This window comes from Kitasatospora sp. NPDC004240 (assembly GCF_053603215.1).
Genome location: NZ_JBSGFD010000002.1, coordinates 123,581 through 138,092, shown reverse-complemented (window position 1 = coordinate 138,092; position 14,512 = coordinate 123,581). Strand labels below are relative to the sequence as shown.

Below are 14,512 nucleotides of genomic sequence, written 5' to 3'. Positions count from 1 at the left end.
CTGTTGTGCTGGTGTCTTCGCCTTCGCGCGGGGGGGGCGGGGGGGGGGGGGGGGCGGGGGGGGGGGGCGCCCCCCCCCCCGCCCCCCCCCCCCCCCCCCCCCCCCCCCCCCCCACGGCGGTGACCAGGTCGTCCTTGGAGGGGAAGACCTGGTAGAGGCGTTTGAGCGAGACCCCGGAGGCGGTGCGGATCGCGTCCATGCCGACGGCCTGGACGCCGTGCTCGTCGAAGAGCGCCTCGGCGGTGTCGAGCAGCCGGGTCTCGGCGGTTTCCAGGTCCATCCGGTGATTACCCCTTGCAAAGAGAACGATGGTTCTCTACTGTACATCGCAGCAGGGAGAACGATGGTTCTCCTCGTCGGCCGATCGAGAGAACGGCCGTTCTCCCGACGCCCTGCGACCCGAGGAGCCCACCGTGACCGCCTTCGCCACCCGCTACCGCACCGCCCTGATCGACGGCCTGGAGATCGCCTACCGCGAGGCCGGCGACCCGTCCGCCCCGACCCTCGTCCTGCTGCACGGCTTCCCGTCCAGCTCGCACATGTTCCGCGGCCTGATCGCCGAACTCGCCGACGAGTACCACCTGATCGCCCCCGACCACGTGGGCTTCGGCCGCTCCGCCGCCCCCGCCACCACCGAGTTCGACTACGGCTTCGAACGGCTCACCGACCTCACCCTGCAGTTGCTCGACCGACTCGGCCTGGACCGCTTCGCGCTCTACGTCCACGACTACGGCGCCCCGATCGGCCTGCGGATCGCCGCCCGGCACCCGGAGCGGATCACCGCGCTGATCAGCCAGAGCGGCAACGCGTACACCGAGGGCTTCACCCCGTTCTGGAAGGTGCTCTTCCAGCACGCCGAGGACCGCGCGACCCACGAGCCGGCCGTCCGGCAGCTGCTCACCGCCGAGGCCACCCGCTGGCAGTACACCCACGGCGTCCCCGCCGACCGGCAGGACCGGATCTCCCCGGACGCCTGGATCGTCGACCAGGCGTACCTGGACCGGCCGGGCAACCGGGAGGTGCAGCTCCAGCTGTTCTGGGACTACCAGTTCAACCTGGCCGAGTACCCGGTCTTCCAGGAGTACTTTCGCACCCACCGGCCGCCCACGCTGATCACCTGGGGGCGGGGCGACGAGATCTTCGGCCCCGAGGGCGCCGAGGCGTACGCCCGCGACCTGCCCGACGCCGAGATCCACCTGCTCGACGCCGGCCACTTCGCCCTGGAGACCCACGGCGAGGAGATCGCCGCACTGATCCGCGACTTCCTGCGCCGCCACCGCTGATCCGGCCCGCACCGGCCGTCGCCGCACCGGCGGCGGCCACCGCCGGCACCGCCCGAAGGGGGAACCTCCGATGTCCTCGCTCACCAGCACCGCCGCCGGCCCGCTCGGCGCCGAGCGCCGCGCCGCCCTCACCGCCGCGACCGTCGCCCTCGGCGCCGTCCTGCTGCTGGCCGCCGTCCAGCGGTCGACCGGCCTGCACGTCTTCGCGATCCCGTACGTCGCCAGCGCCGCCGTGCTCGCCATGGCGCCCGGCGCCCCGCTGGCCGCCCCGCGGGCGGTCCTGCTCTCCTACCCGGCCGCCGCACTGACGGCCCTCGCGGTCACCGCGGTCGCCGGGCCCTCCGAGTACGCGGCGGGGGTGGCGGCGGCGCTCACCGTCGCGGTGCTCCTGCTGCTGCGGGCCCCGCACGTACCGGCCGTCCCGGCGGCGGCCTTCATCGGGTTGCAGGACCCGGGGCCGGGCTACCTGCTCGACCCGCTGCTGCCCGGGGTCGCGGTCGTCCTGGGCACCGCCCTGCTGGCGGGGCGCCTGCTGCCCGGCTACCGCTACCCGGCACGCCGGACCGGCTGAACGGGCGGGCGGCCGGGCTGTGTACGGGCCCGGCCGCCCGATGGCTTCACCGTGCGGCGCCCGGGCCGTGGGGGGTGTACGTTCCGGGCGGTGTGGAGCAGGGCGCAGCCGCACGCCCTGGTCGGGGCGCTCGGCGGGCCCGACGAGCGGGCACCCGGCGGGGCGACGGCAGGTCGGCCAGGGGTGCATCGAACATATTTGTCCGAGATTGAAGTCGTAGGTCGCTCGGGGCTTCTGACCGGTCGCCTCGGCGGCTTGACCCTCACGCCGCGTGGGGCTCTACCGTCCCGAAGCATGAAGATCATTGTTCACGACACCATCTCCGCCATGACCGACCTCCTGCAGCGGCCGTTGGAGGAACGGTCCGACGCGTTGCGGGAGATGCTCAGCCCGCTCCAAGCCGTGATGTCCGCGGTGATGGGCGAGGTGGACCTGGTCCGGATGCACGAGCTGGGCAGTGGCTTCCCGCTCGACCGCGAGGACCGGCGTTACCTGCACGCCCTGCGCCGGATGCAGGACGCGAAGGTGCTGAACCGGGTCGAGGACTCGCTCACCGCCGCCTGGGACCGGATCGGCACCGCGGTACCCGGCGTCCGGCATGCCGAGACCGTGCACGTCGTCCTGGTGCTCGGGGACCCCGACGACGAGCACCTGACGGTCCGCAGCGCCGGCTACCTCGGCACGGGCGGAATCCCCGGGGCGATCCACCTCCTGATGTGGCCCACCGTGACCAGCCTGGAGAAGATCGGCCACGCCGCCGCACACGAGCTCCACCACAACGTGCGCTACGCCAATGTGACCTGGGACCCGATGGCCGTCACCGTGGGCGAACAGGTCGTCGCCGAGGGCCTGGCCGAGGCCTTCGTGCGGGAGCTGGCCGGCGAGCAGGCCATGGGGCCGTGGTCGACGGGGTTGACCGGCGCCGAACTGGAGCGCGTGTACGGCAGGATCACGGCCGGGATCGATGTGGCCGGGATGCGGAACCTGCCCGCGTACGTCTTCGGCGACGCCACCGCGCGACTCATGGGGCAGGAGCCCGTGGGACTCCCGGACTTCGCCGGTTACGCGGCCGGACTGCGGATCGTGGACGCGCACCTGACCGCCACCGGCCTGACTGCCGCTCAGAGCATCGCCCTGCCCGCGAGCGAGATCCTCGCCAACGCGGGGGTGCAGACGCGCGCCTGATCGGCTTCCGCCTCCGCGGACATCCGACGCACCCGGGGACACCGGGGAGGGGGCGGATCTCGCGGCCCTTCTCCCCGGTGCGGCCCCGGGCGAACATCTGCCCGCGCCAGTACAGGCACATGATCGCCTCGACGAACAGCAACAGGGCCCCGAGCCGGATGCGACGCCGAAGGCCAGCAGGTCGACGACCATGACGGAGCCCACCGCCCGACCGCGGTGGGCCCGGGGCGCGACCTGTAGGGCCCGCCTTGGAAGATCTTCGGGACAGCAGCCACGGCCCATCCGGTCCCAGCGGCATGGGCGGCGCGGGAGGCATGGGCGGCGCGATTCAGGCCGACCGCGTTCGTGGTCGCGCCGGAGGCCGGGCGAACGTCCTGAACGGGCGTGGTTCTGGATCACTTTCCGTGATCCAGAACCATTTCAGCCGTTGCCGACACATGGACCGGATCACGGCCCGGACGACGATGCGCCATCGGCCGGGGCACGCTCGTACGGTGGCGAAGGATCGCGCAATGACGGCAGGCAACAGCGGAGCCCCTACGCGGTTGCCGCCTGGCCCTCTCGATTTTCCATAGACGCTTCACGTCCGCTTCTCCGCCGCCCGGTCGGGCGGCGGGCCGCGGGAGAGTCAAGAGAGACCCCGGGCCACTCAGCTAATCATCAGTCAGGAAAGCCGGCAAAAGGTCAGCATAGATCCGACCAGACCCTGCCGCAGCCAGCCACAGATGCGATTCGCCAGTCCCCGTCGACGACCCACCTCTCCAACGCGACAAGCGCGGAGGAGCGTGACTGCCGGCCGCATACGTAGCCGCGCCGAACGGATCAGCGGGCTCGCCCGTTCGCCTGCATCTCTGGCATTACCGCAGGCCAGCGCGCCCCATCCGGCTTGAGCGGGAAAGTCAAGGAGGTCCGGGGTCCTCGGCCGGGCATCCTCGTAACGTGACTTCGCCGAAGCGGCAGCCTTTCTCCCGCTCGTTCCTCACCTGTACGATCTCCCCGCCGGATCGGCCGATCAAGTTCCACTCCAACCCCTTCATCGGCGTACGCCACGAGGGCCCGACCGCCGTCCTCACCGACGACTGGCACAACCTGCTCACCCTCGACCTCACCGGCCCCGCCCTGCGCTGATCAGCCGATCAGCCGAACAGGTACGGCGGGGCGCCGAGCACGATCAGCGATACATCGGCCCTACAAGATCGGCATCCGTGGGAGACTTGCTCGCACGCGATCGACCGCGATCGACCGCGATCGACGGAGGGGCAGCGTGAGCGTTCTCGGGCCGGAGGCCATTCACACCGACCGCCTGGTGCTGCTGCCGCTGCGGGTGGAGCACGCCGAGGAGATGGCCGGGGTGCTGGGCGATCCCGCGTTGCACGAGTTCACCGGGGGCGCCCCGGAGGACGTGGACGCCTTGCGGGCGCGGTACGAGCGGTGGGCGGCCGGATCGCCGGATCCGGCGCAGACGTGGTGCAACTGGGTGGTGGAACTCCGGGGCGCGGGGTGCCTGGTGGGGACGGTGCAGGCGACGGTGACAGCGGACGGGCGGGGCGCCGCTGCCGAGGTCGCCTGGGTGGTGGGGACCGCCTGGCAGGGACGCGGGATCGCCGGGGAGGCCGCGCGGGGGCTGGTGGAATGGCTCCGGGCGCGGCCGGGGGTGCACACGGTCGTCGCCCACGTCCACCCGGACCACGCGGCCTCGGCCGCCGTCGCCGCGGCGGCCGGGCTGACGGCCACCGAGGAGTGGCAGGACGGGGAACGCCGGTGGCGGGTGCGAAGTCGCTGAAGGCGCGGTTCGAGGGAGGAGGAGCGTGATCACCCAGGGCGTCAGGGTCACGACGCCGTGCGAGAGCTGCGGCGGCGAACTGGTCCGCGACATAGGCCAGTTCATCTACGGCGGGCGACTGTGGTGGGGTACGGAGGCCAACTGCCGGACGTGTCACGTCGCCTGGTGCGAGGAGGACACCGGTGGCGGGACGCCGGAGGAGATCCGACGGCTGCTCCTGGCGGCGCACGGATCCGCGCGACTCCGGCTGACCGGGCCCGGGGAGGGCCAGGTGGCCGTCCTGCGGGCCCTTCGGGAGATGCGTGACGTGACGATCCATCAGGCCAAGGCACTGGCAGCCGAGTTGAGGGCGAACGGCCTGGTGGGCACGCTCGTCGAGATGGAGTTCATGGCCGCCCGGCTGCGGGAGCGCGCGATCGGGGTCACGGTGGCCGTCGAGGCCCCGCCGGCCCGCCACGGGTGACGGCCCTCCGGGTGAACGTCCGGCCGTGGCCGCCGGACCGGTCAGAGCGGGGTGATCCGGCGGCCGGTGATCTCGTCGGGGCGCACCCGTACCCAGAGCGGGCGGTCACCGCCGGCCCACGGGGTGGCGCCGGGCAGGGAGGCCAGACGGTCCTGCTCGTCGGGGTCGCGGACGTGCTGCGCCTCGCCGAGCATCAGCACGCTCCAGCCCTGGCCGAGGTGGTCGTCGATGTGGTCGACCTGGAAGGAGACCGGCGAGCCGTCGGACGCGGCGGCGGCCCCGTGGGGCTTGGTGCGGTAGACGATGGTGCGGGCGTCCACCACGTAGTTGACCGGGAGCACGGCGGGCCCCCCGCGGCCGGGGAGGCCGATGCGGCCGACGCCGTGGCCGCCGACCAGGTCCCAGCACTCGGCCTCGCCGAGGTCGAGCAGCCGTGGTCGCGAACCGGGCCCGGACCGGCCGGGCGGGGCGTCGGCGCGGCCCTCCAGCAGGTCGGCGGGGGGCATCCGCAGCGCGGCCGCGATCCGGTCGAACCCGGCCGGATCGAAGTCCGGACCCGCCTCCAGCAGGTGCCGGAGGTAGTGCGGGGACATGGCCGCCTGGTGGGCCAGCACCTTCTCGGTCAGGCCGAGCTGCTCGCGGCGTTCGGCGATGCGGTCGGCGATACGGTCGGCCACTCCGGCGGCGTCCACACGGCCGGCAGGGTCGAGGTCGTGGGTGTGGTTCATGGTCTCGTTCCTCGGCTTGCCGACACCCGTGGGCGTCCCCGGGTGGCTCGGGTGCTCGATGGGTGCGGGTTCGGGGGGCTTGGCGGGTGACAGAAGGTTCAGGGGGTTCAGGGGCCGGGGCTGGGTGACAGGGGGCTCAGGTGCGGAAGAGCGCGACCTTGAGGGCGCCGTGCTCCCCGGCGTCGGCGAAGACGTCGTAGGCGTCCTGCATCTCGTCCAGGCCGAAGCGATGGGTGACCAGGCCGGAGACGTCCAGTCGGCCGGCGGCCAGCATGCCGAGCAGCATCGAGGTGCTGTGGGTGTCGACCAGTCCGGTGGTGATGGTGATGTTCCGGATCCAGAGTTCCTCCAGGTGGAGCACGGCCGGCCGGCCGTGCACACCGATGTTGGCGACCCGCCCGCCCGGGCGGAGCACCCGGGTGCACAGCTCGAAGGACTCCGGCACGCCGACGGCCTCGATCGCGACGTCCATGCCCAGACCGTCGCGGCTCAGCGCCCGGACCGCCTCGGGGGTCGCCTCGTCGACGGTCAACGTGGTGTCGGCGCCGAACCGGCGCGCCGCGTCGAGGCGGCTGCGCGCCAGGTCGACGACGACGACCCGCGCCGGGGTGTAGAGCCGGGCGGTGAGGACGGCGGCGAGGCCGATCGGGCCGGCACCGACGATCACGACCGCGTCACCGGGGCCGACCTCGCCGTTGCGGATCCCGACCTCGTACGAGGTGGGCAGGATGTCCGCGAGCAGCAGCGCGTCCTCGTCGCCGACGCCGTCGGGCAGCCGGTGCAGCGAGCCGTCGGCGAAGGGCGTGCGGACGTACTCGGCCTGGCAGCCGTCGATGAGGTGGCCGAGGATCCAGCCGCCTCCCCCGGTGCACTGGCCGTAGGTCGCGGCGTGGCAGTAGTCGCAGCGGCCGCAGGCGGAGATGCAGGAGACCAGGACGCGGTCGCCGGGCGCCACGGTGCGCACCGCCGGACCGGTCGCGGTGACGGTGCCGACGGCCTCGTGGCCGAGGACGCGGCCCTCGGCCACCTCGGGGACGTCGCCCTTGAGGATGTGCAGGTCGGTGCCGCAGATGGTGACGGCGTCGACGCGGACGACGGCGTCCTCGGGGTCGCGTACGGCCGGATCGGGTACCTCGCCCCAGGTGCGGCGGCCGGGTCCGTGGTATGTCAGCGCCTTCATGCCCTGGTCACTCCTCTCGGGTGCCTGGTCATTCCCGCCGGGCGGCGGATCCTTCCCGCCGGACGGCGACTCCTTCCCGCCCGATGCCGGGGGGCCGGTCCGCCCGGACGGCGGAACGTTCCCGTACGGCGCCGGGCCGGTCCGCCCGGGGGCGGATCAATCCTCCCCGGTGCCCGCCCGGGCCGCACGGTCGGGCCGCACGGTCGGGCCGGAGCCGTCCGCCCTTCCAGGGTTCCGCCTCATCGGGCTCACCGCCAGGGGCGGCCTGCCCGAACCCATGGGGGCCGACCGGCCCTCCCGCACCGGGTCACCCGCCGGGCCGCGTGTCTACGCTGGTGGGTGAGCGAGCCACGGAGGATCCCTTGGGCACCGACACGCCGCAACCCGCCCCCGTCCCGAGGCTGCGACTGGACGAGCTGCTCGACGAGCTCCAGGCCCGGCTCGACGCGGCCAGGGGCACCCGCGACCGGGTGCACAGCCTGCTGGAGGCGGTGCTGGCGGTCGGGCGCGACCTGGAGCTCGCCCAGGCGCTGCGGCACATCGTCGAGGCGGCGGTCACCCTGGTGGACGCCGAGTACGGCGCCCTCGGGGTGATCGGCGAGGACCAGCGGCTCTCCCAGTTCATCCCGGTCGGGCTCAGCGACGACGAGGTGAAGCTCATCGGCGCCCTGCCGTCCGGGCACGGCGTGCTCGGCGAGCTGATCCGCCACCCCGAGCCGCTGCGGCTCAGCCGGATCTCCGACCACCCGGCCTCGTACGGGTTCCCGGCCCACCACCCGCCGATGGGATCCTTCCTGGGCGTGCCGATCCGCATCCGGGACAAGGTGTTCGGCAACCTCTACCTGGCCGAGAAGCGCGGCGGCGGCGAGTTCGACGCCGAGGACGAGTCGGTGCTGGCCACCCTCGCCGTCGCGGCCGGGGTCGCCATCGACAACGCCCGCCTGTACGCGCAGGCCCGGCTGCGCGAGCGCTGGCTGGCGGCGAGCGCGGAGGTCACCAACGGCCTGCTGTCGGGGCAGCCCGAGCAGGAGGTGCTCGACCTGCTGGTCACCCGGGCCACCGAGATCTCCGGCGCGGACCTCGCCGTGGTGGCCACACCGCTGCCGGGCACCGAGGAGCTGGAAGTGCGGATCGCCACCGGGCCGGCCGCCGGGCAGCACCACGGCCTGGTCGTCCCGGTGAAGGGCTCGTTCGTCGGCGCGGCCGTCCTCACCGGCGGGCTGGTCACCAGCACCGACGTCCGCAAGGACCCCCGGATCACCGCCGGACCGCCCCGCTGGGAGGGCCTCGGCCCGGCCGTCGCCGTACCGATCGGCACCACCCGGGACGGGACCCGCGGCGTGCTGATGCTCGCCCGGGCGGCCGGCGCGCCGCTGTTCGGCGAGGACGAGTCGGGGCCGCTGCTGGGCTTCGCCGGGCAGGCCGCCGTCGCGATGGAGCTCGCCGAGCGGCGCCGGGAGTCCGAGCAGATCGCGCTGCTCCAGGAGCGGGACCGGATCGCCCGCGATCTGCACGACCTCGCCATCCAACGGCTCTTCGCCACCGGCATGACCCTCCAGGGCGCCAGCCGCCTCATCGAGCACCCGGAGGCGGCCGAGCGCGTCCTGCGGGCCATCGACGACCTGGACGACACCGCCAAGACCATCCGGGCCACCATCTTCGGCCTGCGCCTGCGCGAACGCGGCCCGGCGGCCGCCGGCCTGCGGGCCAGGACCGTCGAGGTGGTCGAACGCGCCGCGCGCACCCTCGGCTTCACCCCGTCCCTGCGGATGACCGGCCTGCTGGACGCCACCGTCCCCTCCGCGACCGCCGACGCGGCCGTCGCCGTGCTGGAGGAGGCCCTCTCCAACGCCGCCCGCCACGCCCACGCCACCACCGTCGACGTCTCCCTCGCCGCCGGCCCGGAACTCATCGTCGGCGTGACCGACGACGGCGTCGGCCTCCCCGACGGCGGCCGCCGCAGCGGCCTCACCAACCTCGCCGACCGCGCCTCCGCCCTGGACGGCACCTTCACCGTCGGCAACCGCCCCGGGGGCGGCACCGCCCTGGTCTGGCGCGTCCCCCTCCCGGAGGGTTAGCGATCCGGCCGCTCGGCGCCGGCCGGTGGGCCGAAGGTGCGGCGGTAGTGGTGGGGGGTGGTGCCGAGGCGGCGGGCGAAGTGGTGGCGGAGGGTGTCGACGGTGCCGAAGCCGGTGCGGTGGGCGATGGTGGCGATCGGGTCGTCGGTGGTCTCCAGGTGGTGGCGGGCGAGGAGGACGCGCTGGCCCGTGAGCCACTGCAGCGGCGAGGTGCCGGTCTCCTGCCGGAAGCGGCGGGCGAAGGTGCGCGGGGACAGGTGGGCGTGGCGGGCCATCGCCTCGACGGTGAGGCCCGGGTCGTCGAGGTTGGCCTCGATCCAGGCCAGGACGGGTGCCAGCGAGCCGGTGCCCTCCTGGGGCAGGGGGCGTTCGCGGTACTGCCGCTGGTCGCCGTCGCGGTGCGGGGGCGCGACCATCCGGCGGGCGACGGCGTTGGCGACGGCGCTGCCGTGCTCCTTGCGCACCAGGTGTAGGCAGGTATCGACGCCGGCCGCCGTCCCGGCGCCGGTGATGACCGGGTCCTCGTCCACGTACAGCACGTCGGACGCGACCTCGGCCAGCGGGAACCGGCGGGCGAGGTCCGCGGTGTACCGCCAGTGGGTGGTGCAGCGGCGTCCGTCCAGCAGGCCCGCCTCGCCGAGCAGGAACGCTCCGGTGCAGATGCTGAGGACCCGGCCGCCGCGCTCGACGGTGGCGCGCAGCGCGTCGGTCAGGGCCGGCGGCTGCGGCACGCCCGGATCGTAGGCCGGGACGCAGACGAGGTCGGCGGAGGCCAGCCGAGCGGGGCCGTGGGTGGCCCGGATCTCGAAGCCGTGCCGGGTGGTGACGCCGCCGCCGTCGGCGCTCACCAGGGCGAAGTCGTAGCCGGGCAGCGCCTCGTCGCTCCGGTCGATGCCGAAGACCTCGCAGAACACGCCGAGTTCGAAGGCGTGGCAGCCGTCGAGCGCCAGGACGGCGACGTCGCGCAGCATCAGGGGCTCCCTTCGCCCGGTGACCTCGGGCCCCGGGTGACCTCGGCCCCCGTGACCCCGGCCCCGGTGGTGGCAGGAATTTCAGCCTACCGGGCGTTTCCGCCACTCCCGGGCGGGGTCGGACCCCGGCAGTCTTGCGGATGCCGGCGACACCGACCGAACAGAGCGGGGCAGACGATGAGGCAGACGATGACGACCACGGGCACGACCACCTCCGGCGACGCCGCCGACCTCTCCTCCCGGGCGGCGCAGGTCCTGCGCGCGCTGGCGCTCGACGAGGGGCTGAAGTGGCGGGTCCCTGAGGATCCGGTGCTGGGCCCGCTCGCCGGGAAGGTCGCCCGACGGTACGTGGCCGGGCCGACGCTCACCGACGCGATCGGCCGCGCCCGGGAGGTCCTCGCGGCCGGTCACCGGGTGAACGTCGAGTACCTGGGCGAGAGTTGCCGCGACGCCGGACGCGCCACGGCCGAGACCGAGGTGTTCCTCGCCGCGGCCCGGCTGCTCCCGCCGGGCTGCTCGGTCTCGCTCGACCTGTCGCACATCGGCCTCGCCGTGGACCGGGAGCTCGCCCTGGCCAACGCCTCGCGGATCGCGCGGGCCACCGCGGAGACCGGGCGGGAGATGGTGATCTCGGCCGAGGGGTCCGACCGTACCGACGCGGTGCTGGCGGTACACCGCGCACTGTGCGAGCGGTTCGAGCACGTCGGTGTCACCGTCCAGGCGCGGCTGCACCGCACCGCCGAGGACCTGCCGGCCCTGCTGGCGCTCCCCGGGCGCATCCGCCTGGTCAAGGGCGCCTTCCCCGAACCGGAGAGCGTCGCCCTCCCGCGCGAGTCCCCCGCCCTGGCCGCCGCCTACCTCCGCCACGCGGAACTGCTGGCCGGCTCCGGCCACGCGTGCTCCTTCGCCACCCACGACCGGGAGCTGATCCACCGCGTCGACCGCCACCTCGCCGGGCTGTCCCCGGACGGGCCGGCGCCCTGGGAGTTCGAGACCCTCCTCGGCCTCGGCCCCGACCGCCTCGCCGCCATGGCCGCCCAGGGCCACCCCACCCGGGAGTACGTGGTCTTCGGCACCGAGTGGTGGCTCTACGTCTGCAACCGCCTCGCCGAGGACCCGCAGCGCCTCCTCCAGGCCCTGCTCGACGCAGCCGCGTGAACCCCGTCGGGCCGCCCGGTCAGGTTTTCGGGTCCAGGACGGCGCCGGCCGGGAGGCGGGGGGTGGGGGCGCCCTCGGGGCCGTAGCCGAGGCGGATCAGCATCTGGACGTGGCCGGGGCGGCGGTGGGGTTCGCGGGCGGCCCAGCGCAGTTGGGGCCATTCCATCGCCTGGTGGAGCAGGGAGGCGCGGACGCCGTGGACGGTGGCGGTGAGCAGGACGTGTTCGAGGGCGAGTCCGGCGCGCAGCCAGTCCTCGGGGTGGTCGGCGTCGGTGCCGAGGACGGCGATCCGCGGCTCGCGTTCGAAGGTGGCGGGGGTGCGGTGCTCGGCGGGGCGCAGGGCGGCGAAGTCGCGCATGGGCAGGCGTCCTTCGCGGTCCTGGGGGCCGAGCGCGCGGGCCGGGATGCCGTAGGGCGGCAGCTCGCCGCTGCGGATCCAGTCGCGGCTCTCGGCGCGCTGGGCCGGGTCGGTGGTGTTGCGGCGTTCGGCCTCGGCGGTGAGCTCCAGCAGCCGGGTGGTCTCCTCGTGGTCGGGCAGGACGAGGGTGGCCTCCTCGGCGCGGGCGGCGGTGAGCAGTTCGTCGAGGACGACCGGCGGGACGCGGTCGGCGGTGAACGGGGTGCGGATGGAGTGGCGGTGCCAGATCGCCTCGTACAGGGCGTCGACGACGGGCAGCCGGGCCGGTGCCGAGAGGTCCAGCCGGACGGCGGCGAGGAGGTCGGGTTCGGCCGGGTCGGGCAGCAGCCGCACGTCGGGGGCCCAGCCGAGGTGGCGGGCGGCGACACGAAGGTTGAACACCGCGGCGCCGACCGAGACGTGCAGGGCGCGGCCCTCGGGGTCGGTGGCCGGCAGGGCCCGTTCGCGGGCGGCGCGAACCTCCAGGGTGGAGGTTTCGGGCCGGAGCCGGAAGCGCCAGGGCTGACTGTTGTGGATGGAGGGCGCGGCGACCGCCGCGGAGACGAGGTTCTCCAGCGCGGCGGCGTCGAGTGCGAGGGTGGTCATGGCCGTCTCCTGGGGTGTGCCCCGGGGCCGGGACAGGCCCGGGCGGGGGTCTGCCGTCAGCCGGGGATGGGCGGGTCGCCGCGCAGCGCGCTCAGGCGGCGGCGGTACTCGTCGGGGTCGATCTCACCCAGCGCGAGGCGTTCGGCGAGCAGCTGCTCCGGGGCCGGACGGTCGGTCGCCGCGGGCGGTGCGGCGGCCGGCGGTACGACGGGTGGGGCCGGCGCGTGCGGCGGGACCGGTGGGTACGGCCGGTGGTGCGGGGTGGTGTGCCCGAGGTACCGGACCAGGGCGATCACGCCGAGGATCAGCAGCGCCAGCAGGAGGAGCATGGTCACGGTCATGAGGCCGATGCCCCACCCGTTCACATCGTGATCGTGCCAGTACATGGTGGCCTCCTCGGCCCGGCCGGTGGAGACGTTCCGCCTCACCCTCAGCGTGCGGCCGGGGCCGGGGGCGGCGCTTGGGCCGTTCGGCCCGGGTCAGGGGCCCGACGGGTACCCGGAAGCAGGGCGGGTACCCGGGGGTCGGGGCGGGTACCCCGGGGCCGGCGGGGAACACCCCGCGGGGAGCACCGAGATGGCGGTTCAGTGCCCCGGGCGCGGGTGGTGCCGGCCGGTGTCTGCGTCGGGGTCGGCGTGCGCGGCGAGGACGGCGGCCTGGAGGCGGCGTTCCACGCCGAGTTTGGCCAGCAGCCGGGAGACGTGGTTCTTGACGGTCTTCTCGGCGAGGTAGAGCTCCTCGCCGATCTGCCGGTTGGTCTTCCCCTCCCCCACCAGGGCGAGGATCTCCCGTTCGCGGGGCGTCAGTTGGGCGAGGGCGACGTCGGTGGCGCTCTCCTCGTGGTGGCGCATGCTCTCCATCAGCCGGTGGGTGGTCGCCGGGTCGAGCATGGACTGGCCGGCGGCCACCGTACGGACCGCGCTGACCAGGTCGGAGCCCTTGACCTGCTTCAGCACGTACCCGGCGGCGCCGGCCATGATCGCGTCGAGCAGCGCGTCGTCGTCGTCGAAGGAGGTCAGCATCAGGCAGGCCAGGTCGGGCCGGTCGTCACGCAGCTCGCGGCAGACGGTGACCCCGTCGCCGTCCGGCAGCCGTACGTCGAGCACGGCGACGTCGGGCCGCAGGGCCGGGACGCGCGCCAGGGCCTGGGCGCAGGTGCCGGCCTCGCCGACCACCTCGATGTCCGGCTCGGCCTCCAGCAGGTCGCGCACACCGCGCCGGACCACCTCGTGGTCGTCCAGCAGGAACACCCGTATCGGCCGCCGCACGGTGGCGGGCTCGTTCGCGTCCATCGCCTGCTCCTCGGTCGCCGGGGCCGCCCCTCCCCGATTGTGCGCGCCCGGCCCGGCCACCGCACCGGCACCGGCCCACGCGGCGCCGGGGGCGGGCGAAGGACACGGGCCGGTCGGCGGCCGGGTCGGACCGGACGGCCCACGCGCCAGCCGCACTCCGCGCGCCAGGCTGGGAGCAGGGCGAGGAGAGGTGAGAGCCATGCGTACCGTGATCGTGTACGAGAGCCTGTACGGGAACACCCGGGAGGTCGCCGAGGCCATCGCCGAGGGCGTCCACCAGGCGGATCCCCGGGCCGAGGTGGACTGCCTCCCGGTGGCCCGGGCCGCCACCGCGGCGGCCGGTGCGGCGGACCTGCTGGTGGTGGGCGGTCCGACCCACATGCGCGGGATGTCCTCGCGGATGAGCCGCCGGATGGCCGCGATGGCCGAGGCCAAGAAGGAGGGGCACGAGGAGGAGGCCAGGGAGGCGGCCGAGACCGCCGAGGGCCCGGGCCTGCGGACCTGGTTCCACGGCCTGCCGAAGACGGAGAGCGGCACCCATGCCGCGGCCTTCGACACCCGGGCCGAGGGCGCGGGCAGCGGTGGCGCCGCGCCCGCGATCGCCCACCGGCTGGCCCGGCACCACTACGACGTGGTGGTCGAGCCGGAGGGGTTCATCGTCGAGGGCGGGGACGGCCCGCTGCGCGCCGGTGAGCTCGACCGGGCCCGCGCCTGGGGCGCCGCCCTGGTGTGAGCCGCCGGGTGGATGCCGGCTCCGGGACGGGCCGGGCGCGCCGACGCGGTGTCGGCGTGCCCGGCCCGTGCGGCTTGTACGGCC

The 14,512-nt window shown here is 74.5% G+C and carries 15 protein-coding genes and 1 pseudogene; 9 read left to right on the top strand and 7 right to left on the bottom strand.

All coding sequences use genetic code 11. From position 1 onward, the window contains the following. Positions 1-115: 115 nt before the first annotated feature. A pseudogene (locus ACWEQL_RS01335) lies at positions 116-280 on the bottom strand (TetR/AcrR family transcriptional regulator); the annotation flags it as partial. A gap of 133 nt (positions 281-413) precedes the next feature. Between ACWEQL_RS01335 and ACWEQL_RS01330 the strand changes: the two are divergent. The 6 genes from ACWEQL_RS01330 to ACWEQL_RS01305 all read left to right on the top strand — a co-directional run bounded on the left by ACWEQL_RS01330 (position 414) and on the right by ACWEQL_RS01305 (position 5,285). Beyond that, complete coding sequence (locus ACWEQL_RS01330; protein WP_452148054.1) at positions 414-1,283, top strand: alpha/beta fold hydrolase; 870 nt, start codon at positions 414-416, stop codon at positions 1,281-1,283. 70 nt (positions 1,284-1,353) lie between these two features. After that, positions 1,354-1,854, top strand: coding sequence for an HPP family protein (locus ACWEQL_RS01325; protein WP_452148053.1), 501 nt, complete (start codon positions 1,354-1,356; stop codon positions 1,852-1,854). A gap of 294 nt (positions 1,855-2,148) precedes the next feature. After that, positions 2,149-3,039, top strand: a complete 891-nt coding sequence (locus tag ACWEQL_RS01320; protein WP_452148052.1) for a DUF2268 domain-containing protein — start codon at positions 2,149-2,151, stop codon at positions 3,037-3,039. 939 nt (positions 3,040-3,978) lie between these two features. Next, positions 3,979-4,167 (top strand): hypothetical protein, encoded by a 189-nt coding sequence (locus tag ACWEQL_RS01315; protein WP_452148051.1) that lies wholly within the window; start codon positions 3,979-3,981, stop codon positions 4,165-4,167. Positions 4,168-4,303: 136 nt separating this feature from the next. Further along, positions 4,304-4,822: a GNAT family N-acetyltransferase gene (locus tag ACWEQL_RS01310; RefSeq protein ID WP_452148050.1), complete on the top strand. Its 519-nt coding sequence runs from the start codon at positions 4,304-4,306 to the stop codon at positions 4,820-4,822. 25 nt (positions 4,823-4,847) lie between these two features. Beyond that, the gene (locus tag ACWEQL_RS01305) at positions 4,848-5,285 is read left to right on the top strand and encodes a hypothetical protein (RefSeq protein WP_452148049.1); all 438 of its coding nucleotides are present in this window, start codon (positions 4,848-4,850) and stop codon (positions 5,283-5,285) included. 41 nt (positions 5,286-5,326) lie between these two features. On the opposite strand, the gene ACWEQL_RS01300 is transcribed toward ACWEQL_RS01305, so the two are convergent. Beyond that, a complete protein-coding gene (locus tag ACWEQL_RS01300) occupies positions 5,327-6,013 on the bottom strand; it encodes a helix-turn-helix domain-containing protein (protein ID WP_452148048.1) in 687 nt (228 codons plus the stop codon). Between the two features lie 136 nt (positions 6,014-6,149). After that, a complete protein-coding gene (locus ACWEQL_RS01295; RefSeq protein WP_452148047.1) occupies positions 6,150-7,193 on the bottom strand; it encodes a zinc-dependent alcohol dehydrogenase family protein in 1,044 nt (347 codons plus the stop codon). Positions 7,194-7,555: 362 nt separating this feature from the next. On the opposite strand from ACWEQL_RS01295, the gene ACWEQL_RS01290 reads away from it, so the two are divergent. Beyond that, positions 7,556-9,271 (top strand): sensor histidine kinase, encoded by a 1,716-nt coding sequence (locus ACWEQL_RS01290; protein WP_452148046.1) that lies wholly within the window; start codon positions 7,556-7,558, stop codon positions 9,269-9,271. Here the strand turns inward: ACWEQL_RS01290 and ACWEQL_RS01285 are convergent. Next, positions 9,268-10,242, bottom strand: a complete 975-nt coding sequence (locus tag ACWEQL_RS01285; RefSeq protein WP_452148045.1) for a GlxA family transcriptional regulator — start codon at positions 10,240-10,242, stop codon at positions 9,268-9,270. The genes ACWEQL_RS01290 and ACWEQL_RS01285 overlap by 4 nt on opposite strands. Positions 10,243-10,431: 189 nt before the next feature. Between ACWEQL_RS01285 and ACWEQL_RS01280 the strand changes: the two genes are divergently transcribed. After that, a complete protein-coding gene (locus ACWEQL_RS01280) occupies positions 10,432-11,400 on the top strand; it encodes a proline dehydrogenase family protein (RefSeq protein WP_452148044.1) in 969 nt (322 codons plus the stop codon). A gap of 19 nt (positions 11,401-11,419) precedes the next feature. Here ACWEQL_RS01280 and ACWEQL_RS01275 read toward each other — a convergent pair whose 3' ends face one another. From ACWEQL_RS01275 to ACWEQL_RS01265, 3 genes are all read right to left on the bottom strand, one after another. Then, complete coding sequence (locus tag ACWEQL_RS01275; RefSeq protein WP_452148043.1) at positions 11,420-12,403, bottom strand: Acg family FMN-binding oxidoreductase; 984 nt, start codon at positions 12,401-12,403, stop codon at positions 11,420-11,422. Between the two features lie 56 nt (positions 12,404-12,459). Continuing rightward, positions 12,460-12,789: an SHOCT domain-containing protein gene (locus ACWEQL_RS01270; protein WP_452148042.1), complete on the bottom strand. Its 330-nt coding sequence runs from the start codon at positions 12,787-12,789 to the stop codon at positions 12,460-12,462. Positions 12,790-12,987: 198 nt separating this feature from the next. Then, the gene (locus tag ACWEQL_RS01265) at positions 12,988-13,695 is read right to left on the bottom strand and encodes a response regulator (protein WP_452148041.1); all 708 of its coding nucleotides are present in this window, start codon (positions 13,693-13,695) and stop codon (positions 12,988-12,990) included. Positions 13,696-13,894: 199 nt separating this feature from the next. Between ACWEQL_RS01265 and ACWEQL_RS01260 the strand changes: the two genes are divergently transcribed. After that, the gene (locus ACWEQL_RS01260) at positions 13,895-14,428 is read left to right on the top strand and encodes a flavodoxin family protein (RefSeq protein WP_452148040.1); all 534 of its coding nucleotides are present in this window, start codon (positions 13,895-13,897) and stop codon (positions 14,426-14,428) included. The last annotated feature ends 84 nt before the right edge of the window (positions 14,429-14,512 follow it).